The 25,553-nt window shown below is 60.7% G+C and carries 24 protein-coding genes; 10 read left to right on the top strand and 14 right to left on the bottom strand.

What is annotated here, in order from left to right; genetic code table 11:
• Positions 1-5: 5 nt before the first annotated feature.
• The 5 genes from ACR0EZ_RS00935 to ACR0EZ_RS00915 all read right to left on the bottom strand — a co-directional run bounded on the left by ACR0EZ_RS00935 (position 6) and on the right by ACR0EZ_RS00915 (position 5,182).
• Positions 6-887, bottom strand: a complete 882-nt coding sequence (locus ACR0EZ_RS00935; RefSeq protein WP_480609863.1) for a carbohydrate ABC transporter permease — start codon at positions 885-887, stop codon at positions 6-8.
• Positions 887-1,780, bottom strand: coding sequence for a carbohydrate ABC transporter permease (locus tag ACR0EZ_RS00930; protein ID WP_480609860.1), 894 nt, complete (start codon positions 1,778-1,780; stop codon positions 887-889). The genes ACR0EZ_RS00935 and ACR0EZ_RS00930 overlap by 1 nt, the downstream gene beginning before the upstream one ends.
• Before the next feature lie 102 nt (positions 1,781-1,882).
• Positions 1,883-3,133 carry an ABC transporter substrate-binding protein gene (locus tag ACR0EZ_RS00925; protein WP_480609858.1) on the bottom strand — a complete coding sequence of 417 codons (1,251 nt, stop codon included), beginning with the start codon at positions 3,131-3,133 and terminating at the stop codon, positions 1,883-1,885.
• Between the two features lie 415 nt (positions 3,134-3,548).
• The gene (locus ACR0EZ_RS00920) at positions 3,549-4,145 is read right to left on the bottom strand and encodes a GNAT family N-acetyltransferase (protein WP_480609856.1); all 597 of its coding nucleotides are present in this window, start codon (positions 4,143-4,145) and stop codon (positions 3,549-3,551) included.
• Between the two features lie 68 nt (positions 4,146-4,213).
• On the bottom strand, positions 4,214-5,182 hold the full coding sequence (locus ACR0EZ_RS00915; protein WP_480609853.1) for a homocysteine S-methyltransferase family protein: 969 nt from the start codon (positions 5,180-5,182) through the stop codon (positions 4,214-4,216).
• 150 nt (positions 5,183-5,332) lie between these two features.
• Between ACR0EZ_RS00915 and ACR0EZ_RS00910 the strand changes: the two genes are divergently transcribed.
• On the top strand, positions 5,333-6,895 hold the full coding sequence (locus tag ACR0EZ_RS00910) for a winged helix-turn-helix domain-containing tetratricopeptide repeat protein (protein WP_480609851.1): 1,563 nt from the start codon (positions 5,333-5,335) through the stop codon (positions 6,893-6,895).
• Between the two features lie 82 nt (positions 6,896-6,977).
• Positions 6,978-8,159 carry an adenylate/guanylate cyclase domain-containing protein gene (locus ACR0EZ_RS00905; RefSeq protein WP_480609848.1) on the top strand — a complete coding sequence of 394 codons (1,182 nt, stop codon included), beginning with the start codon at positions 6,978-6,980 and terminating at the stop codon, positions 8,157-8,159.
• Positions 8,160-8,260: 101 nt separating this feature from the next.
• Here ACR0EZ_RS00905 and ACR0EZ_RS00900 read toward each other — a convergent pair whose 3' ends face one another.
• Positions 8,261-8,749, bottom strand: coding sequence for an Lrp/AsnC family transcriptional regulator (locus tag ACR0EZ_RS00900; protein ID WP_480609845.1), 489 nt, complete (start codon positions 8,747-8,749; stop codon positions 8,261-8,263).
• 62 nt (positions 8,750-8,811) lie between these two features.
• Between ACR0EZ_RS00900 and ACR0EZ_RS00895 the strand changes: the two genes are divergently transcribed.
• The 4 genes from ACR0EZ_RS00895 (at position 8,812) to ACR0EZ_RS00880 (ending at position 12,392) form a co-directional block, all read left to right on the top strand.
• Positions 8,812-9,771, top strand: coding sequence for an EamA family transporter (locus ACR0EZ_RS00895; RefSeq protein ID WP_480609843.1), 960 nt, complete (start codon positions 8,812-8,814; stop codon positions 9,769-9,771).
• Between the two features lie 335 nt (positions 9,772-10,106).
• On the top strand, positions 10,107-10,343 hold the full coding sequence (locus ACR0EZ_RS00890; RefSeq protein ID WP_480609841.1) for a hypothetical protein: 237 nt from the start codon (positions 10,107-10,109) through the stop codon (positions 10,341-10,343).
• A gap of 50 nt (positions 10,344-10,393) precedes the next feature.
• On the top strand, positions 10,394-10,750 hold the full coding sequence (locus ACR0EZ_RS00885) for a hypothetical protein (RefSeq protein WP_480609839.1): 357 nt from the start codon (positions 10,394-10,396) through the stop codon (positions 10,748-10,750).
• A 79-nt stretch (positions 10,751-10,829) separates the two neighbouring features.
• Positions 10,830-12,392 carry a M6 family metalloprotease domain-containing protein gene (locus ACR0EZ_RS00880; protein WP_480609836.1) on the top strand — a complete coding sequence of 521 codons (1,563 nt, stop codon included), beginning with the start codon at positions 10,830-10,832 and terminating at the stop codon, positions 12,390-12,392.
• 44 nt (positions 12,393-12,436) lie between these two features.
• Here the strand turns inward: ACR0EZ_RS00880 and ACR0EZ_RS00875 are convergent, their stop codons facing one another.
• On the bottom strand, positions 12,437-13,123 hold the full coding sequence (locus ACR0EZ_RS00875; RefSeq protein WP_480609833.1) for a Crp/Fnr family transcriptional regulator: 687 nt from the start codon (positions 13,121-13,123) through the stop codon (positions 12,437-12,439).
• A 177-nt stretch (positions 13,124-13,300) separates the two neighbouring features.
• Here ACR0EZ_RS00875 and hemA point away from each other — a divergent pair, with 177 nt between their 5' ends.
• The gene (gene hemA, locus ACR0EZ_RS00870; protein WP_480609830.1) at positions 13,301-14,524 is read left to right on the top strand and encodes a 5-aminolevulinate synthase; all 1,224 of its coding nucleotides are present in this window, start codon (positions 13,301-13,303) and stop codon (positions 14,522-14,524) included.
• A 61-nt stretch (positions 14,525-14,585) separates the two neighbouring features.
• Here hemA and ACR0EZ_RS00865 read toward each other — a convergent pair whose 3' ends face one another.
• From ACR0EZ_RS00865 to ACR0EZ_RS00835, 7 genes are all read right to left on the bottom strand, one after another.
• Positions 14,586-14,873, bottom strand: a complete 288-nt coding sequence (locus ACR0EZ_RS00865) for a nitric oxide reductase F protein (protein WP_480609827.1) — start codon at positions 14,871-14,873, stop codon at positions 14,586-14,588.
• 5 nt (positions 14,874-14,878) lie between these two features.
• Positions 14,879-15,427, bottom strand: a complete 549-nt coding sequence (locus ACR0EZ_RS00860; protein ID WP_480609824.1) for a cytochrome c oxidase subunit 3 — start codon at positions 15,425-15,427, stop codon at positions 14,879-14,881.
• On the bottom strand, positions 15,424-17,346 hold the full coding sequence (locus ACR0EZ_RS00855) for a nitric oxide reductase activation protein NorD (RefSeq protein WP_480609821.1): 1,923 nt from the start codon (positions 17,344-17,346) through the stop codon (positions 15,424-15,426). Before ACR0EZ_RS00855 ends, ACR0EZ_RS00860 begins: the two co-directional genes overlap by 4 nt.
• Before the next feature lie 9 nt (positions 17,347-17,355).
• Positions 17,356-18,165, bottom strand: coding sequence for an AAA family ATPase (locus tag ACR0EZ_RS00850; protein WP_480609818.1), 810 nt, complete (start codon positions 18,163-18,165; stop codon positions 17,356-17,358).
• Positions 18,166-18,170: 5 nt separating this feature from the next.
• Positions 18,171-19,538, bottom strand: coding sequence for a cbb3-type cytochrome c oxidase subunit I (locus ACR0EZ_RS00845; RefSeq protein WP_480609815.1), 1,368 nt, complete (start codon positions 19,536-19,538; stop codon positions 18,171-18,173).
• Between the two features lie 16 nt (positions 19,539-19,554).
• Positions 19,555-20,004, bottom strand: coding sequence for a c-type cytochrome (locus ACR0EZ_RS00840; protein ID WP_480609812.1), 450 nt, complete (start codon positions 20,002-20,004; stop codon positions 19,555-19,557).
• A gap of 99 nt (positions 20,005-20,103) precedes the next feature.
• Positions 20,104-21,285, bottom strand: a complete 1,182-nt coding sequence (locus ACR0EZ_RS00835) for an NnrS family protein (protein WP_480609809.1) — start codon at positions 21,283-21,285, stop codon at positions 20,104-20,106.
• Positions 21,286-21,508: 223 nt separating this feature from the next.
• Between ACR0EZ_RS00835 and ACR0EZ_RS00830 the strand changes: the two genes are divergently transcribed.
• From ACR0EZ_RS00830 to ACR0EZ_RS00820, 3 genes are all read left to right on the top strand, one after another.
• Positions 21,509-23,185, top strand: a complete 1,677-nt coding sequence (locus ACR0EZ_RS00830; protein ID WP_480609806.1) for a cytochrome D1 domain-containing protein — start codon at positions 21,509-21,511, stop codon at positions 23,183-23,185.
• A gap of 125 nt (positions 23,186-23,310) precedes the next feature.
• On the top strand, positions 23,311-25,095 hold the full coding sequence (locus ACR0EZ_RS00825; protein ID WP_480609803.1) for a NapC/NirT family cytochrome c: 1,785 nt from the start codon (positions 23,311-23,313) through the stop codon (positions 25,093-25,095).
• 50 nt (positions 25,096-25,145) lie between these two features.
• Positions 25,146-25,547: a cupredoxin domain-containing protein gene (locus ACR0EZ_RS00820; protein WP_480609800.1), complete on the top strand. Its 402-nt coding sequence runs from the start codon at positions 25,146-25,148 to the stop codon at positions 25,545-25,547.
• The last annotated feature ends 6 nt before the right edge of the window (positions 25,548-25,553 follow it).

The raw sequence follows: 25,553 nt of genomic DNA, 5'->3' as shown, positions 1-25,553 counted from the left end.
AGGTCTTATCCTTTCACCGAACCCGCCATCAGGCCGCGGACGAAATATCGACCGGCCACGATGTAGACGAGCAGAGTTGGCATGGCGGCCAGAATGGCCCCTGCGAAATGAACGTTGTATTCCTTAACCCCGGTTGACGACTGCACCAGATTGTTCAGCGCCACCGTCATCGGCTGGCTGTTGGCATCGGCAAAGGAGGCGCCGAACAGGAAGTCATTCCAGATGTTGGTGAACTGCCAGATGATCGACACCACCGCGATCGGCCCGGAACTGGGCAGCAGGATGCGCCAGAAGATCTGGAAGAACCCCGCACCGTCGATCTGCGCAGCCCGGATCAGTTCGGTCGGGAACACGGCATAGTAATTGCGGAAGTAAAGCGTGGTGAAGCCGATCCCATAGACCACGTGTACCAGCGCCAGACCCCAGGTGGTGCCCGCCAGACCGATGATCCCCAGCATCCGCGCCATCGGAATCAGCACGATCTGGAACGGGATGAAACAGGCAAACAGCATCATTCCGAACAGGATGGTGTCATACTTGAAGCGCCATTTGGTCAGCACATAGCCGTTCAGCGCGCCCAAAATGGTCGAGACGATCACCGCCGGAACCACCATCTTGATTGAGTTCCAGAAGTAAGGTTTCAGACCGGTCGGCTCGACACCGATCTGGGCTGAATTCCACGCCTTGAACCACGGCTCAAGCGTGAAGACCTGCGGCAGGTTCATCATGCCGCCGCCCGTGATCTCTTCCAGCGGTTTAACCGAGTTCACCAGCATCACGTAAAGTGGCAGCAGGTAGAACAAAGCGAACAGGACCAGCACCACATAGATCAGCGTGCGCGTGACGCGGCCGGTGCGGATTGCGGTATCTTGCGAGGCCTGGCTCATTAGCGTTTCTCCCGCAGTTCTGCATACAGGTACGGGATCATGATCGCCGCGATGGTCATCAGCATGATCGTGGCCGAGGCCGCGCCGATCCCCATCTGGTTCCGCGTAAAGGTGTAGGAATACATGAAGGTCGCGGGCAGTTCGGTTGCTCGGCCCGGCCCGCCTCCGGTCAGGGCGATCACAAGGTCAAAGGTCTTGATCGCAAGGTGGCTGAGGATCACAAAAGCCGACAGGAACGCGGGGCGCAATTGAGGGATGATAATCCGCCGATAGAGGTTCCAGTTCGAGGCCCCATCCATCTGCGCCGCGCGCAGAATCTCGTTGTCGATCCCGCGCAGACCCGCCAAAAACATAGCCATGACAAATCCGCTGGTCTGCCAGACGGCTGCCATGACCACCGTATAGATCGCGTAGTCGCGGTTCTTGATCCAGTCAAATTCGAAACTGGTCCAGCCCCATGTGTGCATGACGTTCTCAAGCCCGATGCCGGGGTCCAGAAACCACTTCCACGCGGTGCCGGTCACGATGAAGCTTAGTGCCATGGGGTACAGGTAAATCGGGCGCAGAAACCCCTCACCCCGGATTTTCTGATCGAGGAAAATCGCCAGTCCCAAACCAATGCTGGTGCAGATCACGATATAGAGCCCCGCAAAGATGCCCATGTTGATCAGCGAGGTTTCCCAGTGACTTAGCCGCCAAAGCTTATCGTAATTCTCCCAACCGACCCAGCCAAACGAGGGCAAGATCCGGCTGTCGGTGAAGGACAGATAGATCGAAAACAGGATGAAGCCGTAGACAAAGACCAGAACCATGGCCAGCGATGGCGACAGGACCAGTTTGGGAAGCCAGTTCTGAAGGCGTGTCTTGAAGTCCGCGTCGGCTGAAACAGCCATGGCGCGCCCTCCTCGTTCCAGAGTTGTTGTTTTCGGGGCTTATCCCGCCCCTGCGGGACAGGGCGGCCAGCCAGCCGCCCCGTCGACAGGATCACATCAGGATCACTTGGCGATCGATACCGCGTCGACCAGCTCGACCACGGCTGTTTCGCTGTCATACTCGCCGTTGAAAAATGCCGTTACGACATCGTAATAGGCGTTTTTGACTGATGCCGGGGCCGCGTGCCCCTGTGCCATCGACCCAAACAGGTTGCCCGAAGACGCCGCTGCCGCCAGATCCTTCATGCCTTGCTTGCCGCAGGCGTCGAAATCCGCATCGCTGACATCGGTGCGGGCGGGCACCGAACCCTTGACGACGTTGAAGGCCGATTGGAATGTGGGTGACAGGATCGAACTGGCCAGAGCTGCCTGTTCCGCCGAGACGACGCCGCCCTGATCGAACATCGCGAACTGGTCGGCGTTGAACATCACCTGATCAGTCGTGCCCGGGAAGCGGAAACACAGGAAGTCTTCGCCCGGAACCTTTTCGGCGTTCACAAACTCGCCCTTGGCCCAATCGCCCATGACCTGAAACGCCGCTTCACCGTTGATGACCATCGCGGTTGCAAGGTTCCATTCACGGCCTGCAAAATTCTCGTCCGTATTGGCGCGCATCACCCCAAGGCGATCAAACGCCTCTTTCATGGTGTCGGAACCCAAGGCTTCTTCATCCAGATCGATAAAGGCGGCCTTGTAGAAATCGGGGCCTCCGGTCGCCATCACGATCGAGTCGAACATGGTCGCTTCCTGCCAGGGCTGACCGCCCTGCGCCAAGGGGGTAATCCCCGCGGCCTGCAGCTTTTCCATTGCCGCGACAAGCTCGTCCCATGTCTGGGGCGGCGCGATGCCGTTGTCGTCAAAGATTTTCTTGTTGGCCCAGACCCAGTTCACTGAATGCACGTTCACCGGCGCCGACACCCATTTGCCGTCATGCTTGGCAAAGGCTTTCAGCGCGTCGGGAACAACCTCGTCCCAACCTTCTTTGGCCGCGACCTCATTCAGGTCCGCCAGCGCGCCCTGATCCGCCCAGTCCAGAATGTCAAAACCCAACATCTGCACCGAGGTCGGCGCGTTTCCAGCCGTGACGCGTGCCCGCAGAACGGTCATCGCCTGCTCTCCGCCACCGCCGGCAACCGGCATGTCGGTCCAGCCGATGCCCTGACCTTCCAGGTCTTGCTTAAGAACGTTCAGCGCCGCGGCTTCGCCGCCCGAGGTCCACCAGTGCAGAACTTCGACCTCTTCGGCCTGCGCGATGCTCGTCGTGCACAGAAGCCCCGCCACAATCAGCGATTTTGTCTTGATTAGATTGCGCATTCTTGTTTCCTCCCTAAATGCGTACTCTATTGCTCGGCCCCTTTTTCAGGGTGCTCTGTTCTTTACATAGGGCCAGCATGGCATTCGGCTGATACCGAGTCCATACTTACCGATAACCATCTGGATACTTCCAAACCCCGCAGCGCGAGCACTTAATCCCGGCGTGTGGCTTGCCTCCTCCGATGGCAAGTCGGGGGGTCCACCCGACAAGGTGCCGTTCGCACCGTTCCCTTTTCTGCGCGCCGGGCTGGTTTCAAGCGCCCAAGCGAATCCACCCTTTCGACCATTAACGGTCAATTGTTAGCGCTATCAATAAACGGAAAACCGATCTTGTCCAGTGTTTTTTGTCTGAACGACTCAAAGAGCGGGCAACCCTGTACGAATCGCCCGCCAAACACCTCACTTAAGTGACCCTTCAACCGGGGACAGTTTGCGGGGCTTCCCCGTTGCGCTCAGAACTCGGTCGGTCAAACGGGGATTGGTCACCGACTGTGGACACAGCCACAACACGCGCCGGATCATCGACCAGCCGGGCCATCGTGTACGCATCGGCAAACCCGCCCGGTCGTCTTGCATAGCGCCGCAGGGTGCCTTCGACCTCAAACCCGAAGGCTTCGTACAGGGCGATGGCGCGGGCATTGTCCGACCAGACCAGCAGGCCGGTGCGCTGCAACTGCAGCCAATTGTCCGCAAGATCGAGAACGGCGGCCATCAGCGCTTTGCCGATCCCCTGCCCCTGAAACCCGCTGCGCACGGCGACCAGGTCGATTTCACCGACATGATTGTGACGCGGCGTTTCGGGGAAGGTGCGCATCTGGCAATATGCGACGACCTCATCCTCGACCTCTGCCACCAGGCGGTAGAGTCCGGGTTCCGCTGCGGTCCGTTCGGCCACCAGCGCATCCGGGACAAAGGGCAGACGCATGGTGCCCAGCATGACAGTTGGATCAGACAGGATCACTGCGACGGATTTCGTGTCCTCGGCAGCGACGGCGCGAATTGTAAAGTCCATGGAGTTAAATCCTTTTTTAAAAAATGTGATCCGGGCGTTGGCCCGGATCGATCTGGCATTCAGGGCGACTATTGCGCAGCAACAGGATGGGCGTGCGTGCACACCCGCCCCATGGCATCAACGTGGCGATGATCGGTGCCGCAGCACCCGCCCATGACCCGCAGATTGGGAAGAAACTTCATCAGCCTGCGATAATCTTCCCCCAGTTCCGCCGGGTTTCCGTCATCCAGCACCTCGCTTTCATCCAGCTCGGCATGGGACATGCGCGAGGCGTTTGCCCGGACCCCGCCGATCCGCCCAAGCCAGTCGCTGCCATCCCGCAGAACATGCTCGAAGTGATCGGGATGCGCGCAGTTGACCATGTAGTAGATCGGATAGCCGCCGGTGGCCGCGTCGACTTCGCGAATAGCGTCGGCCAGTGTTTGACCAGTGGCAAGCGCGCCGTCTGTTTCGACGGTAAAGGCGATGACCACGGGCACGCCCTGATCCTTGGCGGCCAGCGCAATTCCCGTGGCCTCGGGCGTGTTGTTCATCGTGATCGCGGTGACCATATCCGCCCCGGCCTTGGCCATGACGGTGATCTGCGGCGCGTGATAGGTCTGCGCCTGGGTCGCGCTCATCAGCTCGCCCGGCACATACCCGTCACCCCGGGGCCCGACACAGCCGCTGATGACCAGTGGCGAGACGGTATCTTCGTGACGGTTCCGCAACGTGCGCATCAGATAGATCGCCTCGGCATTAATCTTGTCCAGATCGGCGTCGCTATAGCCCAGCTTCCGCGCCCAATCCCGGCTGGACCGCCAGGTCGGGCTTTCCAGAATGAAACCAAGCCCATGCGCGCGGGCCACGGCGATGTGGCGCTCGAAATACTCGGTCAGCGCCCGCCGTCCGTCTTCGGTTTCCAGCAGGACGAAGGATGCAAACAGCGGCAGATCGATGCCGTCGTGAAAGATCAGCGTGGTTTCAATTCCGCCATCGGTCAAAAAGTAACCGTCACTGGCCAGCGGCAGTGCAGGGTTCGTAACAAAATCTGACATAATCTATCTCCGTTGAAATGGTTCGATCCGCCAGCCCTAGGCCGATTTCACCTGCGCTGCTTGGAGACAAAGGGGAGAAAACCGGGATATTGCAGGGTTTCCCAATCCCGGTATGCTTGAAAGACGGATTTCAAGAAGCGAACGGTCGTTGTGAAATATGCGTTCGAACCTTTTTTGCTGGACGATGCGCGCCGTGAATTATGGTGCGCCGGGCAGCCGGTTCACCTGCAGCCGCAGGTCTTTGATCTTCTGTCCCTTTTGGTGGAAAACGCCCATCGCGTAATCAGCCGGGATGAGATTGTCGAGAAAGTCTGGAAAGGGCGCATCGTCTCTGACGACGCGATCTCCAGCCGCATTCGGGACCTTCGGCGCGTTCTGGCAGAGGCCGGTCAGGACGCGACCCTTGTGCGCACGGTACGCGGCCACGGGTTCCGGTTCGCTGGCGATGTCAACTTGCGCGCGGCCCCTGCGGCGGCAACACCCACCGCGCAGACGACCACAGACCAGCCACTGATGACCGGCAATCGCGCGCAACCCTCGATCGCTGTGCTGCCCTTTCAAAGAAATGGCGATCAGGACAGGTTCGAGGCCATTGAAGAGGCGATCCCGCGCGAGTTGATCATGACGCTGGCAAGCCTGCGATGGATCAAGGTGGTCTCGCACGGGTCCGCCTTTAAGTTTCGCGGCAAGCAGATCGATCTGGCGCAGGTGAACCAAATCCTGAACGCGCGCTATTGCCTGACGGGCGTTATCGATCTGACCGGCAACCGGATCACCATCGACACCGAACTGTCCGACACCCGCAGTTCTCAGGTCATCTGGGCCCTGCGCAAAAGCGCCGACATCGACGATATTCACGCCCTGCGCGCGGAAATCGCCGCCAATGTCATCATGGTGGCCGAGCTGGAAATCCCGCAGCACGAGGCCTCGACCCTGACGCAGACCGAAGCTGAAAATCTGGATGCCTGGTCCGCCATGCATCTGGGATTTCGCTATATGAGCCAGTTCAGCCGCAGCGGTAATGAGATGGCGAAAACGATGCTGAGCCGCGCGTTGGAGCTGGACCCTCATCTGGCGCGCGCCAGCGCCGGAATGGCCTTCGTTCACTTTCAGAACGCCTTTATGCGCTATTCGCCGGATACAGCATCCGAAGCCGAACGCGCACGGCGCTTTGCGGAAACCAGCCTGTCACTGCAGCCGCGCGACCCGTTTGCCAACTTCATGATGGGGCGCTGTCACTGGCTGGACCACGACCCCGAAGCCAGCAAGCAATGGTTCGCACAATCCATCGCCTCGTGCCCGAACTACACATGGGGCCATTATGGTGCCAGCTGGGCGAGCGTGTTCACCGGTGATTTCGACACCGCCATGGAAAACGCCAACCGCGCCATCGACCTGAGCCCGATTGACCCGTTCCGGCCCGGCATGACGGGCAACAAGATGTGGGTGTATATCGCGCATGGCGATCTGGAAAAGGCGACGAAATGGGCGGAAATTGCCGCCCGCACACCATGGTCCCATGCCGGGATGGCCTTTTTCGCCGCGATGAGCAACTGGCTGAACGGCAATACCGAAAGATCGCAGTGGTGGGTGAACGAGGCGCGCCGCCGAAACCCGGACCTTCGGCAAGAGCACATTCTGGCGCTTGTCCCGGCCTCAAGCACGCAGTTCCGCGAAATACTGGCGGATGCGGCATCTGGTCTGGGCGTTTGACGTGGGACGGGAAGGCTTCGGGTTTTTTGACGCAATCACAATTCAACCGTAGTCTCGGACCATCCAATCACTAACCAGACCAATGCCAGATCCAGAGAACACAAATCGCACGGCTTCACCCCCCCCGCCCCATGCGGTGGCCGAGGGGTTTGGGGCGGCGACCGAAGAGTTCAGGATATCGATGCCCATCGGCATCGGGGCCGTCATTGCCGCGCTGGCCTCATTGGCGACGTGCTATTCCGGGATACTGGCAACCTATCTCTTCGGCTTTCAGGCGTTTTCGATAAACCCGCATGCGCAGGCTGTACTGATGTGGGCGCTGGCGCTGCTGGCGGTGGCCTTCCTTTGGCGGGACAGAAAGCGCCACTCGAAAGAGCTTCCGCTTGTCCTCGGCGGTCTTGCCGCTCTGATCCTGATCGTGACGCTGTATTTTGGCTATGATGAGCGGGTCGAGGCGCTGGCCTATGTGCTTCTGGTGATCGCCGCCCTGCTCAACCAGAACTTCATTCTGGATACCCTGAACCACACTGTCCGCACCCAGACGCACCAGATCGAAGCGCTGAACGAAAAGCTGACCGAAAAGGTGAAACGGCAGGAAACGGAAATCGACAGGCTTGGCCGCTTAAAGCAGTTCCTTGCTCCTCAGGTCGCGGAACTTGTGGTCGAGAAAGACAGCGACGAGCTGCTCAAGACCCATCGCCGCTACATCGCCTGCCTGTTCTGCGACATACGGAACTTTACCGCCGTGTCCGAGGTCATCGAACCGGAAGACGTCATAACGCTGTTGCAGCGCTTCCACGATGAGGTCGGCAGCCTTGTCGCCCGGCACAAGGGCACAATCGGCTACCGCGCCGGGGACGGGCTGATGGTGTTCTTCAACGATCCCGTTCCCTGCGACCAGCCAGTCTTGGAAGCGGTGCGGCTGGGGATGGCCATTGGGGAGGCTTTCGAAGGCATCCGCGCACCCTGGCAAAAGCTTGGCCACATGATGGGGCTGGGCATCGGGATCAGCAGCGGATACGCCACCCTCGGGCTGATCGGCTTCCATGGCCGCGCGGATTACACCGCGATTGGTGGCGTCGTGAACACTGCATCCAGACTTTGCGATGTCTCACAAGATGGGCAGATCCTGATCAACCAAAGGGCGCTGATGGACATAGAAGGCATCGCCCAAACCGATGAACTGGGCAGTGTGGAGTTGAAAGGGATCGCCAGCCCGGTGCAGGTCCATCGCGTCCTGAGCGTTTCTGATCGCAGCACCTAGTACAAGCATGACCTGCGGCGGCTTCATTGCCTTGCAGCCGACCGGCCCGCTTGGAAACATTCTTACTTTCTCAAATGATATTAAACAGATACACGGCCTTTTTAAAGTCGCACCAAACGCTCTTCCACCGGTGAGGACTGCACGATTGCACTGTTGGTCGCGCCGAAGGGTACGATCCGATCTATCACCGCCTCCATCTCTGCCACGTCGCGGACATGCGCCCGAGCGACAAAGCAGTCTTCACCGGAAACCCTGTCGCAGGACACGATCTGCGGAGTCTCGCGGATCGCCTCGATCATGTTTTTCATCTCACCCGGCAATGGCCGCGCGCGGATCAGGATCGTGAGGCCATAGCCAAGGCGCGACGGATCGATCCGCGCGCCATAGCCAGTGATGATCCCTGCGTCCTCAAGGCGTCTGACACGCTCGGCAACGCTGGGCGCGGACAGGCCGACACGGCGCGACAACTCGGCCCGGGGAATGCGGGCATCGGTGCAAAGCTCGCGCAGAATCTTTGCATCAATGCTGTCCAAACCCGAAACTTCGGATCGAATGCCAAAGTCGGTTTCTTCCTTCCGATATGTCGTCACTTTCGGATTCCGCATGCTGATAAACCATATAGTTCGATCGCTTTACCTTGCATCATAACCAAATGGTAAATCAATCACCCGCGCGTTCTATAATCAAACCTCCAACCGGCACCCTGTCACGCATGGCGGATGCGGTGCCGCCCCACACATGGTTCGGCGTCTCGGCGGTGTTTCACTATCTGGGCCCCGCCTTTGCGATACTTCTGTTCCCGGTGGTCGGTGTCCTTGGCACAGCCTGGTTCCGCATCGCGTCGGCCGCACTGGTTCTTGCCCCCATCACCAAACCGTGGCGGGTTTTCCGAACGTCCGGCAATCGCGAGCGCGTTCTGTTGCTGGCCCTTGGGGCTTGCCTCACCTTGATGAACTGTTCGTTTTATCTGGCCCTGAACCGGCTGCCGATTGCGCTGGTGGCCGCCATCGAGTTCGTCGGAACCATCGGCATTGCCCTATGGGGCTTGCGCACCGGCAGAAACTATCTGGCTTTGGCCGTCGCTATCGCTGGTGTTGCCCTGCTGATCGATGTGCCTTCGCTTCTGGCCGCCGATGGGCAGGCGCTTGCGTCAGACCTGCTCGGCCTGTTCTGGGCGGCGCTGAATGGCGGGTTGTTCGTCCTTTACATCATTCTCGGCCACAGGATTTCCGAAGGCGGCGCATCCGGTGGGGTCGAGCGGCTCGGCGCTGCAATGGCTGCCGCGTTCCTTTTCGTCATGCCCATCGGCTTGATGCAGGCGCTGGCCGTTTTCGGGGCACCGTTGCTTGTTCTTGCGGGGATTGGCGTTGGCATCTGTTCATCGGTTATCCCATATGTCTGCGACCAGCTCGCCATGTCGCGATTGCCCCGTGCCAGTTTCGCCTTTCTGCTGGCCCTATTGCCCGCCACCGCGACGATCATCGGCGTGATTGTTCTGCGGCAGATCCCCAGCCTCGCAGATATGGCAGGCGTCCTGCTGGTCATGTTTGGCGTGGCGGTTCACAAACCGGCATCTTTGCCGGGTGATGTGCCCTGCCAGAGCAGGTCTTAAGCCGGTCTTTGGGACACCGGGGCCCTTCACGACGTGATTCATGGGTGAAACTCCGCTTATCGCAACGGGTGGCGAAACAGCCCTGCCCGACCAACGCTAAGCCATTCTGACACGGCCCATATTCCCTGCGAACCATGCTGAAACAGGTGCGGTGCGGGGCAAGTTCCCAGCGTGTCGGTTCGCTTGTCAAAAGTCCCTCAAGTTGTGAAAAACGGCGAATCGAGGTATATTTCCAACTGCAATCAGCAAATTCCACGTTTCATAAAACGCCCGCATTCCGCAGGCGGGTTTGTCTTATTTTATTGGATTTTTGACCCAGAATGGGAGTGAACGCTATGCCCTGGAAAACATGTAACGTGACACAGGCCGGTCCCGCCGAGAACGGAACGATCTATATCGCATTGCGGGCGACCGATAACAGTTTCCACAACTGGTTCATCGCCGTTCCCGCGATGGAGCGCGAAATGCTGGCCACCGCGCTTACCGCGGTCAGCCTGTCGAAGCGGGTGAATACCTATCTGACCTCAACCTCGGGCTACAGCACCATCAACAGGCTCTACATCATCAATTGACAGCCTCGCCGGCTTGGAACGAGCCACCTGTATGCTGCAAGGAGGAGCCGATGTCAGAGATTACCAACCCGCCGCCGGACCAATCGGTGCCCGCCCATGGGCCGTCGTCGCGGCCCGACACAATCGCCAACCCGCCGCTTGATGGCGACAGCGCGCTTGACGATCACCTGAACCCGAGCCCTGAAACCTTACCGGGCAGCGTTGGTGCAGCGCCTGGCACTGCGCCAGGATCGTCAATCGAAAATCCGCCGCCCTGGGACATCGGGGATGCAGAAGCGCCCCGGAACGAGGCCCCAACGCTTGAGCCCCTGAATGTGCCCGCGTCTGACGTTTCAGACGACCCCAAAGCCAAGGCGAAACCAAAGGCACCAAGACGCCGAGCGGCACCGAAAAAACCACGCAAGTGACGCAAAGCGCGGTCAGACGACCGGCGACCCTAATCGTTGTCCCAGAGCCGCGCCATTCGCAATTCCGGGAGAGACCCCCATGCCGATGCCATTTGATGATCAGGAATTTACCTTCGAAAACCCCGATGGAACTACGTTCAAAGTCCGGGGTAGCGGAAATCAGTTTTTTGCGCATTTCGAGACCGAAGACGGCTATACCGTCGTGAAAGATTACGCCAGCGGCGAGTGGCGGTTTGCCGAACCCTCGTCCGACGGGCAGCGCCTGCAGGCTTCGCCGCTTGTGCCCGGGCGCGATGATCCCAAAGCCTCGGACTTGCTCGAACATCTTCATGCCAGCCCGCAGGCCGCCAAGGCCGAAGCGGCGCATGCCCGCATGCTCAGCGGTCGCAGACGGTGGGAGGAACGCGGGGCTGCGCGGCACATGGCGTTGCGCTCGATCTCGCCCGAATCCATGGGGATCAGCGCGGCTCCGCCTCCGGGGGCGACTGTTGGCACCTATGTCGGCTTATGTGTTCTGATCGAGTTCCCGGACGTGGCCGCAACCATCCAGCCCACCGAGGTTGAAAATTACTGCAATCAGATCGGCTATTCCGGGTTTGGCAATAACGGCTCGGTGCGGGACTATTTCTTTGACGTCTCGGACGGCAGGCTGACCTATACCAACATCGTCACGCACTATTACACAGCGGCCAACAACCGGTCCTACTACACCGATCCTGCCATCGCTTTCGGAACCCGCGCGCGCGAGTTGATCACCGAGGCGCTGGATGATCTGGTCGCGTCCGGCTTCGATTTCAGCCCGCTCAGCGCCGATGGCGGCAATTATATCTACGCGCTGAATGTCTTCTATGTTGGGCCAAGGGTGAACAACTGGTCCGAGGGGCTGTGGCCGCATTCCTGGTCGCTTGCCGCGCCTTATAATCTTCCCAGCGGACGGCGGTTTTACGACTATCAGTTCACCAATATGGGCAGTTCGCTGACGCTGGGCACGTTCTGCCACGAGAATGGCCACATGATCTGCGACTTTCCGGATCTTTACGACTACGGCGGGGAATCCCGGGGGACCGGGCGCTATTCGCTGATGTCCTCCAGCGGCAACCCGACCAATCCGGTGCAGATCGATGCCTATCTGAAACATGCTGCCGGATGGACCTCGAGCATCACGACCCTGACGCCCGGCATGACCGCGTCCGTGACCGCTGGGCAGAACGACTTTTACATCTTCCCGCGCAACAATGCGGAGTATTTCATCATTGAAAACCGCCAGCAGACAGGGCGCGACGCTGCGGTTCCGGATGCGGGTCTGGCCATCTGGCATGTGGATGAAGGCGGCTCGAACAATGACGAGCAAATGACGCCTTCGATGCACTACGAACTGTCGCTGGAACAAGCCGATGGGCGGTTCGATCTGGAAAACAACGTCAATTCCGGGGATGCCGACGACCTTTACGCAGCCCCCGTTGCCACGGATTTCTCGGACACGACCACCCCCAACGCCCGCTGGTGGGATGGCGCAAATTCGGGGCTGTCGATCCAGAGCATCTCGGCCTCGGGTGCCACGATGACGTTCTCAGTCGCCGGCGCGCCGGCCTCGCAAACGGTGTCGCTGGGTGGGGTCTACGAACTGCTGTTGCATACGTGACGACACGGCGGCGGATTTGGCAGGAACCGCCCCTGCCAATCCGGCTATGAGGCTTCGTTTTCGGCGTAGTTGCGCAGTTCGATGACATCTGAAATCACCGCATGATTGCGGTTGATCTTCACGCCAACAGATTTCAGCCGTGAAAACGCACGGCTCAGGCTTTCTGGCTTCATTCCCAAACGGCCCGCGATCAGCATCTTGTCATAGGGCAATTCCACGTCGCAGCCGCCATCTTCGATCTCGCACAGGTTCAGAAGGAACTCGGCCACCCGTTGCGCCCCGGTCTGAGCCTTGAGCTGTTCCAGTTGCGCCACCAGCGAATGAAGATGCGTGAAGGTCGAGGCCAGGATGGATATGCCGATCTCGGGGTCTTCCTTCATCAGCGACAACAGCACCGGGCTGGGGATATGCATGATCTCGCAGGCAGACACGGCCTCGGCCGAAACCGGGTAAGGCACATTGCGCAAAGCGACCGCTTCGCCAAAGCTTTCACCACGCGTGAAGACGCTGACGACGGCCTCGGCCCCCGTGGGCGACACGCGAAACAATTTCACCCAGCCCGACAGAACCACGTGCACGGCCCTGGCCTCTTCTTCCTGCAGGAAAATCGTTTCCCCCCGGTCATAAGACCGCCAGATCGCGCGGCTCAGCAAATGGTCCAGATACTGATCCGGCAAGCTCTTGAGCAGAAGCGATTGCCGCGCAACAGCTTTTTGTGTTTCATGCGCCACGAAGGGTCCCCTCTTCCCTGGCCGATGGTCCGGCCAGCCCATCCTTCGCCTGTAGCCTAAGCCAAATCGGTTCTAGACCACCAGCCCAATTCGGCTGGGCAACTTGACTATTGTCATGTCGCCCGAGGCAAGCCGGGCATATTCTTCGCTCAACACCAGCAAGCCGGGGAGCCAGTTATGGACTATGAGCGATTTTTCACCCAGAGCCTGGACGCCCTGAGGGAAGAAGGGAACTACCGCGTCTTCATCGACCTGCAACGGCGCTGCGGCGCCTTCCCGAACGCGCGCCAGACCGATGGCGCAACCCAACGCGATGTACGGATCTGGTGTTCGAACGACTATCTTGGCATGGGCCAGCACCCGGCCGTGATTTCCGCGATGCATGATGCTCTGGACCGCTGCGGTGCGGGTGCCGGGGGCACACGGAACATCTCGGGCACAACCCACGACCACGTCTTGCTTGAGGGCGAACTGGCCGATCTGCATGGGAAAGAGGCCGCGTTGATGTTCACATCCGGCTACGTGTCGAACTGGGCCGCGCTGGGAACGCTGGCCGCGAAAATCCCCGGTTTGGTTGTTTTCTCTGATGCGCTGAACCATGCCTCGATGATCGAAGGCATCCGCCATTCACGCGCGCAAAAGGTGATCTGGAAGCATAACGACCTTGAGGATCTTGAGGCGAAACTGGCCGCCGCCGACCCTGATGCGCCCAAGATGATCGCCTTTGAATCGGTCTATTCCATGGACGGTGACATCGCCCCGATCAAAGAGATTTGCGATCTGGCCGACAAATACGGCGCGATGACCTATCTGGACGAGGTGCACGCCGTGGGTCTGTATGGCCCGCGCGGCGGCGGTATTGCCGAACGCGAAGGCCTGATGGATCGGCTGACCGTGATCGAGGGCACCTTGGGCAAGGCATTTGGCGTGGTCGGCGGCTATATCGCCGCCTCAGCCGCGCTCTGCGATTTCGTGCGCAGCTTTGCCAGCGGGTTCATCTTCACCACCGCCCTGCCTCCGTCAATTGCCGCCGGGGCTGCCGCTTCGATACGGCATCTGAAGCAATCGAATACCGAGCGTGACCAGCAACAGGCCCGCGTGGCGCAGGTCCGCGCCCGGCTGGACGCCGAGGGCATTCCGCATCTTCCAAACCCCAGCCACATCATCCCGGTGATGGTGGGCGATCCGGTGAAATGCAAATTCATCTCGGACACGCTGCTGGAAGAATTCGGCATCTATATCCAGCCAATCAACTACCCCACCGTTCCGAAAGGGACCGAGCGGCTGCGGATCACGCCCTCGCCGGTGCATACGGACGAGGATATCGACCATCTGGTCGGCGCGCTGTCGGCGCTGTGGCAACGCTGTCAGATCGCGCGGATGCCGATGGCCGCCCAGTAACGCCAAAGCGCCCCTCGCCTGCTTAAGCGCCGCCCCGTAAAGAGGCGGCGTTTTTCTTTGGTCAGATCAGGTAGAGCGTGAAGATGATTAGCGCGAAGCCGGTCAGCACCATAGTGAAGCCGCGCAGCCAGGCAGCGCTTGTCGCAAGATCGAGGTAGCGCGCAAGGATGATGCGGGATTTGGCCAGTGCAAGGGCAAGGATACCGCCGCCCAGGACCGCCGGTGGGATGGGCGGAAGGGTCAGCAGTGCTGATGCGAGGCTGAGCGCAAGAAGGCTGAGCCAGGCGCGTGTGAGTGGGTTCGGGAGCCTCCGGCGGGAGTATTTGAGAAAAGATGAAGATGCTGGCATCGCTCTCATCCCAGCAGGTAGATCACGGGGAAGAGCATGATCCAGACCAGATCGACCATGTGCCAGAACTGCGCGCCGGCCTCGATGTTGCGGGGTTCGTCGCGCCAGGCGACCAGTAGCAGGATGCAAACTCCGGCCAGCACATGCGCGGCGTGGAAGCCTGTGAGCAGGTAGTAGAACAGGAAGAACGGGTGGGTTTCGTAGGTGATGCCCTGTGCGGCTTTATCGGCGTATTCCGCACCTTTGATGATCAGGAATACGACACCCACCGCGGCAGCGACGATCAGCGCCAGACGGGCGGCGGCGCGTCGGGCGGCCTGCCGCCAGTGCAGGGCCTGGGCAGCGAGGTAGCCTGACGTCACCAGAACGGCCGTGTTGAACGCGGCCCCGGTGCGGTAGAGGTGCGATTGCGCCTCGGCAAAGCCTGCGGGGTCGGTCAGGCGCACGCCCATGAAAGCGATCATGCCCGCGCCGAAGACCAGCAGTTCCGAGATGATCAGCACCCACATCAGCAACTCGCCCGGAAGCTCGTCGATGAGAGAGGTGTCGCTCATGCGCCGACCAGTTGGCGGTAGATCTGCGGCAGTGCCATGGTCAGGCGGTTCGGGTCGGGGATGACGGCGAAGCCGCCCTGACCAAACATGCGCGGGAACCAGCTTTTGCCGGTTTTGTCGATGGTAACGCCGAACACCGACTGCCCGGCGCGGCGGGCTTCGCGGACGGCTTGCCGCGTGTCTTCGATGCCGTGGCGGCCTTCGTAATGGTCCAGATCGTTGGGTTTGCCATCGGTGATCACCAGCAGCAGGCGGCGTTTGCGGGTTTGGTCTGCCAGATCGGCCGAACAGTGGCGGATCGCCGCGCCGAGCCGCGTGTAGTGACCGGGGCGCAGCGAGGCGATGCGTTGTTCGACGTTGGCGCCCATCGGCTCATCAAACCGCTTGCAGCGCTGCACATAGACGCGTTGGCGTTTCAGGGAACTGAAGGCGTGGATGGCGAAATCGTCGCCACAGGCGTTCAGGCCCCAGGCCAGCGCGGCCAGCGCCTCGCGTTCGATGTCGATCACGGCGCGGCCTGTCACGGCGCTTTCGGTCGAGCGGCTGACATCCAGCAGGATCGAGACCGCCAGATCGCGCGCTTCGGGGCGGGATTGCATCCAGACACGTTCATTGCCTTCGCCGCTGGCGTGGCGGTCAGTTTCGGCGCGTACCGCGGCCTCGATATCCAGCTGGTCGCCATCCAGATGGCCTCGGGTCATGACGCGACCCGGGCGCAGGGCTTCGAACTGGCGTTTGACGGCGCGGATGCGGCGGGCGGTGGCGGGGTCTTTGCCGAATTCGGCGGCGTCGTCGCGGATATCGGCGTCGGATAGCAGGACGTTGACGTGGTCCGGCAGGTATTGCCCGGTGCGCACATCCCATTCGGGATAGAGGATGCGGCCCGACAGACGCTCGCGGTTCACATCCTCGGGCGCGAGGTCCAGATGCAGTTTCAGCTTGGTCGGTGGCGCCTTGGAGATCTGGCCCAACCCAATTTCTTCCTGATCATCGGCAGCCTTTTTGGCATTGTCGGGGTCGTCATCGTCGATGCGGCGGTTGATGTTCAGGAACTCGGCCCAGCTGAGGATGGCTTCGAACTTGTGCAGGATGAAGCTGTCACTGCGCGAGGCCTGATCCGATTTGCGGCGGCGGGCGCGGTGGGTTTTTTCGCCCGATTCCTCGGGCGGGCCTTCGGTGTCGGGGTTTTCGACCTCGTTATGTTCGGAAAAGCCCACGGCGCGCAGGTCCGGCCACAGGGGCACCGGGCGCATCGGCTGATAGCGGCGCGGGGCGGTCAGTTCGTCGGGCAACGCCAGTATCTGTTCAGCCCGTTCTGACAGCGGCTGAGGATCACCCAGCATGTGACGGACCAGTTCTTCGACCGCAGCCTCGACCGGCGGCAGGCCGGGTACATCGCGAAGGTGCAGAACGCCCTTGCACAGTTCAGAGTAAAGCGGGCGCAGGCCCGGGGCATCGTCCAGCGTCGCATCGACCATGTTTCGCGCGGCGATCAGGGCTCGCAGGTCGGCGCGCAACGGATCACCTTCGTCAATCCGGGTTCCGGCATGGGCGGCAGCGGCGGCCAGCCAGACATACAGCGCGCCGTTGGCCTCGCGCGCAGGGAAAACAGCCAGCCGGTCGGGCAGGCGCAACACTTCGCCATCGAACGACGCGCGCGGCATCAGTTCCGCCTCGGTCGCCAGTTTGCGGCGCCAGCTTAGACGGTGGCGTGAAATCTCGGGTGAGACCGGGCGCAATTCAACGCCCGGGCTACCCCCAAGCCCCCGAAAGAGGACAGCCAGCCGCCCCGCGACCTGCGAGAGGTCGACCGCGGCTCCATCATGCACCAAAGGTGCATCAAGGCGGCTGGCAAGGGTGTGCCACAGTTTCCCGATCGTTTCTTCGGGTTCCCATGGCTCAAAATCGATCTTGACCATCGGCCGGCCTCACCCAAAGACAGCCGTGACAAGATCGAGGAGCCCGCGTTTGATATCCTCGTCATCGGTCAGAGGTTCGATCATTGCGGCAAGGATGGCGCGGTCGGTGGACATGCCCTGTGCGATCAGCGTCGCGGCATAGACGACCAGTCGGGTGGAGACGCCCTCCTCAAGATCCTGACCCTTGAGCCCGCGCAGCTTGTTCGCCAGCCGGATCAGCGGCTTGCAGCGCTCCAGCGCCAGCCCGCTTTCCTGTGCGACGACCTGTGCCTCCATGTCAGGCGACGGGAAGTCGAACTCGAGCGAGATGAACCGCTGGCGGGTCGAGGGTTTCAGGGTTTTCAGGATATTCTGGTATCCGGGGTTATAGGATGCGACCAGCATGAAGCCCGGCGCGGCTTCAAGTTCTTCTCCGGTGCGGTCGATCGGCAGGATGCGCCGGTCGTCGGTCAGCGGGTGCAGCACGACGGTGACGTCCTTGCGGGCCTCGACCACTTCATCCAGATAGCAGATCGCGCCTTCGCGCACCGCGCGGGTCAGAGGGCCATCGACCCAGACCGTCTCGCCGCCTTTCAGCAGGTAGCGCCCGATCAGATCGGCGGCGGCCAGATCGTCGTGGCAGGCGACGGTATAAAGCGGGCGGCCAAGGCGGGCGGCCATATGGGCCACGAACCGGGTCTTGCCGCAGCCTGTCGGGCCTTTCAGCAGAACCGGCAGGTCGTTGTTATAGGCGGCGGTGAACACATCGCATTCATCGCCCTGGGGCAGGTAGAAGGGGGCGTTTGCCGCCCCCTCGTTCAGTTGCATGGAGCCGTCCATATCCATCACTCCGCAGGGGTTTCGGCTGCGCCGGGTTCAATGACCTCTTTCCGGGGAACCCAGATCGAGTAGATGAACAGAAGCGCGCCAAGGACCACGACCACACCAGAGCCAAGACGCATCCAGTAGAAGATCGCGATCTGGTCCTGTACGTCCATGAAGTAGTCTCCGACCACACGTTGCATATGTGTCTGCACGGTGCCGCCGAAGGTCAGGACGAAAGTCATGAAGACCATGCCGCTGGTCATCAGCCAGAACGAACCCATGTTCAGCACCTGATTGTACGGATCACGGTTCTTGAGGATCGGCATCGCGTAGCTGAAGATCGCCAGGTTGAGGCAGACATAGGCGCCGTAGAAGGCCAGGTGACCATGTGCGGCTGTGATCTGCGTGCCGTGGGTATAGTAGTTCACCCCGTGCAGCGTGTGCAGGAAGCCCCAGACGCCAGCGCCAAAGAAGGCCAATGTGGCACAGCCCAGCGACCACAGCAGCGCAGCCTTGTTGGGGTGGTCCCGGCGGCCCTTCCAGACCATGACGAAGGCAAAGGCCATCATCGCAAAGAACGGGATCACCTCGAGGCTCGAGAAGATCGACCCGATCCACTGCCAGTACGCAGGTGTCCCGATCCAGTAATAGTGGTGCCCGGTGCCAAGTATGCCCGAGAACAGCGCGGCGGCGACAATGACATAGAGCCATTTCTCGACCACCTCACGGTCCACACCGGTCAGCTTCAGCATCAGATAGGCCAGGATCGAGGCCATGATCAGCTCCCACACACCTTCGACCCACAGGTGGACGACATACCACCAGTATTGCTTGTCCAGGGACAGGTTGCCGGGGTTGTAGAAGGCAAACAGGAACAGCAGCGCCAGACCCCAAAGACCCAAAAGAAGGATGTTGGTGATCGCGGTTTTCTTGCCCTTCAGAACGGTCATCGACACGTTGTAAAGGAAGATCAGCGCGGCCACGACGATACCCGCCTTGACCCATTTGGGCTGTTCAAGGAACTCGCGCCCCTCTTTGCCCAGCAGCCAGTTGCCTTCGAACAGGTTGAAGACGTAAGTGACCACAACGCCCAGCGTGCCGACCACAAGGATGATCAGCTGCAGATAGGCCAGCTTGGTCGAATGGATCTCGCGCTCGGCCTCTTCCGGGATCAGGAAGTAGGCGGCCCCGAAGAAGCCCAGGATCAGCCAGACGATCAGCGAGTTGGTGTGCAGCATCCGCACGATGTTGAACGGCAGAAGCTCACTCAGGAAATTCGGGAATACATAGATGAAACCGGCCAGCAGGCCGCCGATCACCTGTATCGCGAACAGGGCCATTGCCACCGCAAAGTAGGCATAGGCGATTTTTTGGGATTCGTATTTCATTGTCCTTGTCCCCTTCTCAGCCCGCCTCGTTGGGCGGCCAGCCCTGCGCGTCGATATTGTCCGTCCAGATCAGGAAGTTGGTCAGGTCGCGGAGCTCTTCGTCGCTGAGGTTGAATTGTGGCATCTGCCGGCGGCCGGGAATTCCGGTGGGCTGCGCCTCCATCCAGCCTTTGAGGGCTTCAAAGGCTGATTCCGGGTCGTCCAGTACGCCCCAGCGGGTCATCACATTCGCGACTTCGGGAGCAAAGTAGGCCCCCTCGCCCAGAATCGTGTGACAGTTGATGCAGGCGTGCTTTTCCCAGACGTGCTTACCCCGGATGACACTTTCATCCAGTTTCGCAGCATTCTCGGATCGCACGATATACAGGTGGGAATGGGCCGACAGGGCCAGAAAGATTAGTATGAAGAACAGTGACCCGCCATAGAATATGTTACGAGCCATGCTCTTTGTCATGACTTCTCGCATTGCGCTCTCCTTTGCGCAGATTAGCTAGTATGACGACAATGGCGGTTGGGTCGTCCGGGTGCCTTAACGAAAGTCAAGACTCTCGACCGGAACTGAAATTCATCCCTCCCGAGCGGCCCGGGGGCCCGTCAGCGCGGGCCACATTGCGATCAGATACAGCGCAAACGCCCCGACCCATAGGCCATCCGACAGCAGCATGGCAACCAGATAGCCTGCGCTCAGATCGGTGCCGACCCAGCGCGCCAGGGCAGCCGCCGCCATCAGCCCGTAGGCCACGACCATTGGCGCCGGTGCCACCAGCGGTCGGCCGCTGTGGCCCAAAGCGGCGCGGCTCATGACCGCTAGAGTCATTCCGCCCACGCAGCCGATGCCGAGGATATGGACAGCGGCGACCTCATTGCCGATGCCCAGCCCCGCCAGCCCCCACAGGATCAGCCCCAGCGCCAGCATGGCCAGCCCCAGATGCAGCGCCAGCAGGATCGGCTGCCGCACGGTCCAGCGGGTGCGCCACCGTGCCATGCGCAGGATCTGCACAATCCCAAGAACCAGCGCCACTGCGCCAGATACCGGCCCGACTCCCAGCGCCAGAACGCTCAGCGGCAGCACAAGGGCCAGCACCATCCCCACCTTGTCCAGAACAGCGACCGAGATCGGCCAGCCCGCCTCGGGCACTCCGGCGCGTTTCATGGCGTTTCGGGTGAAAGCCGGGGTGATGCGCCCGCCCAGAATCGCGATCATGGAACACAGCGTCAGCAGCCCCGCGCGCAGCCCGGTTTGCAACGTGCCGGCGGTAAGGCCGATCCATTCCAGATGGGTCAGCAAATCGGCCAGCCAGATGAAGCTCAGCAGCAGCAGAAAGATCATGTTCTGCGGTTTCGGACGCCGGACCAGCTGCGTTGCGATCTTGGCCGCCAGAATCGGCACAAAGGCCAGATCGACCACCGCCACCAGAACCGGCGACAGCACCCCCGAAAACCACATCGCCATCCGCCCGGCCAGCCACAGACCCGCCGCCAGAGTGATGAATCGCGCCCGCGCGTCGGGCGCTCCGGTCCAGTTGGGCACGGCTGTCAGAAAGAACCCGCCCAGCGCGGCGGTGGCATAGCCGAAAATCATCTCATGCGCGTGCCACATCGGTGGGGTCATGCCGTAATCCGGTGCCATATAGGGCACGGTCAGCCAAAGCCCCCAGACCAGCCCGACGAACAGGCCGTAAAGTCCGGCGGACAAAAAGAAAACGCGGAACCCCTCCCCGAAAATACGGGTGATGATTGCGGGCATGACTGCTCTCCTGAACGGTTTTGGGCACCCTAGCAGGCCGTCCTGACGCGCGGCTTAACCAAAGTCAAAACGGCGCGGAAATATGAACCTAAGACTCAGATTTTACGGCAATCTTTTTGCGGAAATCGTCACGCTCCCTGCTCCGCTGTTGACTTTCGTCAAGGACCATCCGGCGCCGATGTATCAGGCTGGAACCTGCCTCACCAGCAAACGGAGAGTGATCATGTCACTTGGAATCAGCTACAACAAAACTGGCCGCGCCTTTGGGGTCGGTTTGGCGATGTTGCTGGGCAGCGTTGCCGCGCCAGCCTTTGCCGAAGAGCCAACCCTGAGCAAGGAAGCCTTTGAATCGTCCAAACAACTTTACTTTGAACGCTGCGCCGGCTGTCACGGCGTGCTGCGCAAAGGGGCGACGGGCAAAAGCCTCGAGCCATTGGTGGAAACAAAGAACGCCGATGGCACCGTCACCGAATCCGGCACCCTGAAACTGGGTCAGGAGCGGCTTGAAAAGATCATCGCCTGGGGCACCGAAGGCGGGATGAACAACTTCTCGGACGTGATGTCCGAGGACGAGATTCGCGATATGGCGACCTATATCCAGATGGAGCCGCCCAAGCCGCCGGAAATGTCGCTTGAGCAGATGATGGCGACCCGCAAGGTCTATGTCGAACCCGAAGATTACCCGACCGAGCCGCTGCATGGCCGCAACTGGGAAAACTTCTTTGTGGTCATCGAACGGGACGTGGGCAAGGTGGCCGTGATCGACGGCGACACCAAGGAAGTGCTGGCGCATATCCCGACCGGTTATGCGGTGCACGTTCTGAAAGCCTCGGAACACCACAAGCTGGAAGAGCCGGAAAACCCGGGCCGCTTCTGGTACACCATGGGCCGCGACGGCAAGATGACCAAGATCGACCTGTGGCAGAACCCCGAAAACATGCTGGTGGCGGAAGTTACCATTGGCTATGACGCCCGCGACGTGGCCGTATCGGGTGACGGTAAATACGTGATCGGTGGGGCCTACTGGCCGCCGCATTTCGCCATCGTCGACGCCCATACCATGGAGCCGAAAAAGGTCGTTTCGACCCGCGGCTACAACGTGGACGGGGATTATGTGGAAGAGGCCCGCGTGGCCGCCATCTACACCACCCCGAACGAACCGACTTGGATCGTGGCCGTCAAGGAACTCGGTCAGCTCTGGCAGGTGGACTATACCGACCTCGAGAACCTGCGCATCGACAAGATCGACAGCGCCAAGTTCCTGCATGACGGGTTCTTCGATCCGTCCGGTCGCTTCTTCCAGATCGCCGCAAATGCGTCGAACAAGATGGTTGTGGTCGACACCCAGACCCACAAGCTGGAAGCCATGATCGACACCGCACCGCTGCCGCACCCCGGCCCGGGTGCCAACTGGGATGACCCGAATTGCGGTCCGGTCGCCGGTACGACCCACCTGGGCGAAGGCACGGTCACCGTCTGGGGCAACGACCCCGAAGGTCGCCCGGATGACGCGTGGAAGGTCTGCTATGAGGTGGAAACCGATGGTCCCGGTCTGTTCATCCGGACACACCCGACCTCGGACTACATCTGGGCCGACCAAACCAAGCACCCCGAGCCTGAAATTCAGCAATCGGTGCAGGTCATCGACAAGGCAACCGGTGAGATCGTGAAAACGATCCAGATCACCGAAGAGGAAGGCAACGTCGCCGTCCACTTCGAGTTCAACCAGGACGGCTCCGAGGTCTGGGTTTCCAAATGGAACCGCTCGACCTCGAAAGAGGCCAACGGTGAGATCGTGATCTTCGACGCCAAGACGCTGGAAGAGATCGGCCGCGTGAAGGGTCTGTTTGCCCCGACCGGCAAGTTCAACGTCTACAACCGGTCGAACCACGTCACCTGACGGATATGACACCAGAAACCGGAAAGGGCGGGCCCCTCGCCCGCCCTTTCCACGTTTGACCCATCAGCCAAACACGCCCGCCCGGCACACCGGGCCAGTCAAGACAGCCAAAACGGAGCCCGGATATGACCTCGGAACCGGAAAAGAAAAAACCAATCTGGCGCCGGTATTTCCTGTGGGGAATGCCCGTGGCCGGCATCGCCGTGGCGTTTGCCGCCGGCATCATCTTCTGGGGCGGGTTCAACACCGCCATGGAGGCCACCAACACCAAGGAATTCTGCATCTCGTGCCACGAGATGCGCGATTTCGTCTACGAGGAATACACCGGCACGATCCACGACGTGAACCGCTCGGGCGTGGGGGCGGTCTGTTCCGACTGCCACGTACCCAAGGACTGGACGCATAAGATGATCCGCAAGATCAAGGCGTCCCGAGAGCTGTATGGCAAGATGGTCGGCTCGATCAACACGCGCGAGAAATTCGAAGCCAAGCGCGTGCATCTGGCCATGAACGAGTGGGAGCGGATGAAGTCCACCGACTCGCGCGAATGCCGCAACTGTCATGACTTCGAGTCGATGATGCCCGAGTTCCAGAAACCCCGCGCGCGTCAGCAGCACTTGAACGCGATGACGGTCGGTCAGACCTGCATCGACTGCCATAAGGGGATTGCGCACTCGGATGCCCGTGACCGGGCGGATGAAGAGTATCTGGAAGAACTCGAAGCCCCGAACCCCGCCTTCATCCGCGAGATCCCGCCTGAATATCTGGCCAGCCTTGAGCGGATCGAAGCCAAGGAAGCCGCCGAAGCCGAGGCCGAAAAAGCCGCGCGCGTCGCCCAGCAAGAGGCTGTGCAGGCACAGATTGCAGCCGCAGTTGACGCCGCGTTGGCCGAAGAACGCGCCAGCGCCAGCGGTGACGCCCCGGCGGCGCCTGCAGGCGGCGGTAGCGATGTTGCAAGCAATATCGACTGGAACGCGGTCGCCAGCACCGACATGAAACTGTTCTACCCCGGTCAGGCCTCGTTTGAATGGGTGCAGAACGGACGGTCCCATGGCGGCGCGCGGCCTCTGACCAAGGGCGGCGATCAATGCACGACCTGCCATGCCAAGGAACTGGATGCGATCGGCAACAAGATCGTGGCGGGCGGCGATCTGGAGCCAACCCCGATCCCTGGCAAGCGTGGTGTGATCGACGCCACCGTGCAGGCGGCCCATGATGACGAGAACCTTTATATCCGTCTGCAATGGCCGGATGCCGGGCACAATCCTGCGCCCTTCGTCGATGGCGGTAAGATGGATCCCGACAACCAGATCAAGGTGGCGATGATGATCACCGGCACCGGTATCGAGATGGGTGATCAGGTGGGTTGCTGGGCCTCGTGCCACGCCGACAACAGCTATATGCCCTTTGATCCGGGCGCCGAGGCGATTGCCGCCAACGGCGATGTCGCCGGTCGCATGACCGCACGGGACACCGTGACCAAATACATCAGCGAAAGCCGGACCGAGGTCGAAATCAAAGGCCGTCGCGGCAAAGCGCTGGGGGGATGGGACAAGCTGCAGGCCGCTGAACAGATCGAGCAGTATCTGGCCGACGGCACCTATCTGGACCTGATGCGCGTCTATGCCGATGGCAGCGCCACCAATGGCTATCTGCTGGAGCAGCGCGTGGTCAATGACGGCGAGATTGCCGCCTCGGCCAGCCTGGACGGCGGCATCTGGACGGTGGTGTTCACCCGCCCGCTGAACTCGGGCGCTGCAGGGGATGTACCGCTTGAGGCCGGTCAGACCTATACGGTGGGCTTTGCCATCCACGATGACTTTGCCGCCGCGCGGTTCCACCACGTGACGCTGGACACCAGCCTGGCGCTGGATGACGACAGCGCCTTCATCAACGTGGTCAAACAATAACGGATCGGGGCCGGACAATCCGGCCCCTTCCCCTGGATGAGGAGAAGTCGATGAAACCCCAACACCTTCTTCCCGCGCTGCTGTGTCTGGCCGCCCCTGCATGGGCGGATGAGACCGCCGAACTGTGTGCCGAGGCCGAAGAGCGCTATGTCGAACTGTTCGGCCAGCCTTCCTCGGCTGTTGAGGATGCCGAGGTGGTACTGATGTACAAATACACCTTCTGCCCGGTCGAGCTGACTGTGAAACCGGGCACAACGGTGCGCTGGGTGAATGTCGACAAACGAACCAGCCACTCGGTCCTGCTGAAAGACGGCAGCGAGCCCGAAAGCGACCGACTTTTCCCCGAGGAAACGGTCGATCTGACCTTCCTCACCCCCGGCCCGCAGGAATACCTGTGCGGGCCGCATTGGGAGACACAGAACATGATCGGAATGATCACAGTCGAACCCTGAGCCGAG

The sequence above is a fragment of the Ruegeria sp. AK4 genome (assembly GCF_056541025.1).
This window is presented reverse-complemented; position numbering and strand designations above follow the sequence as displayed.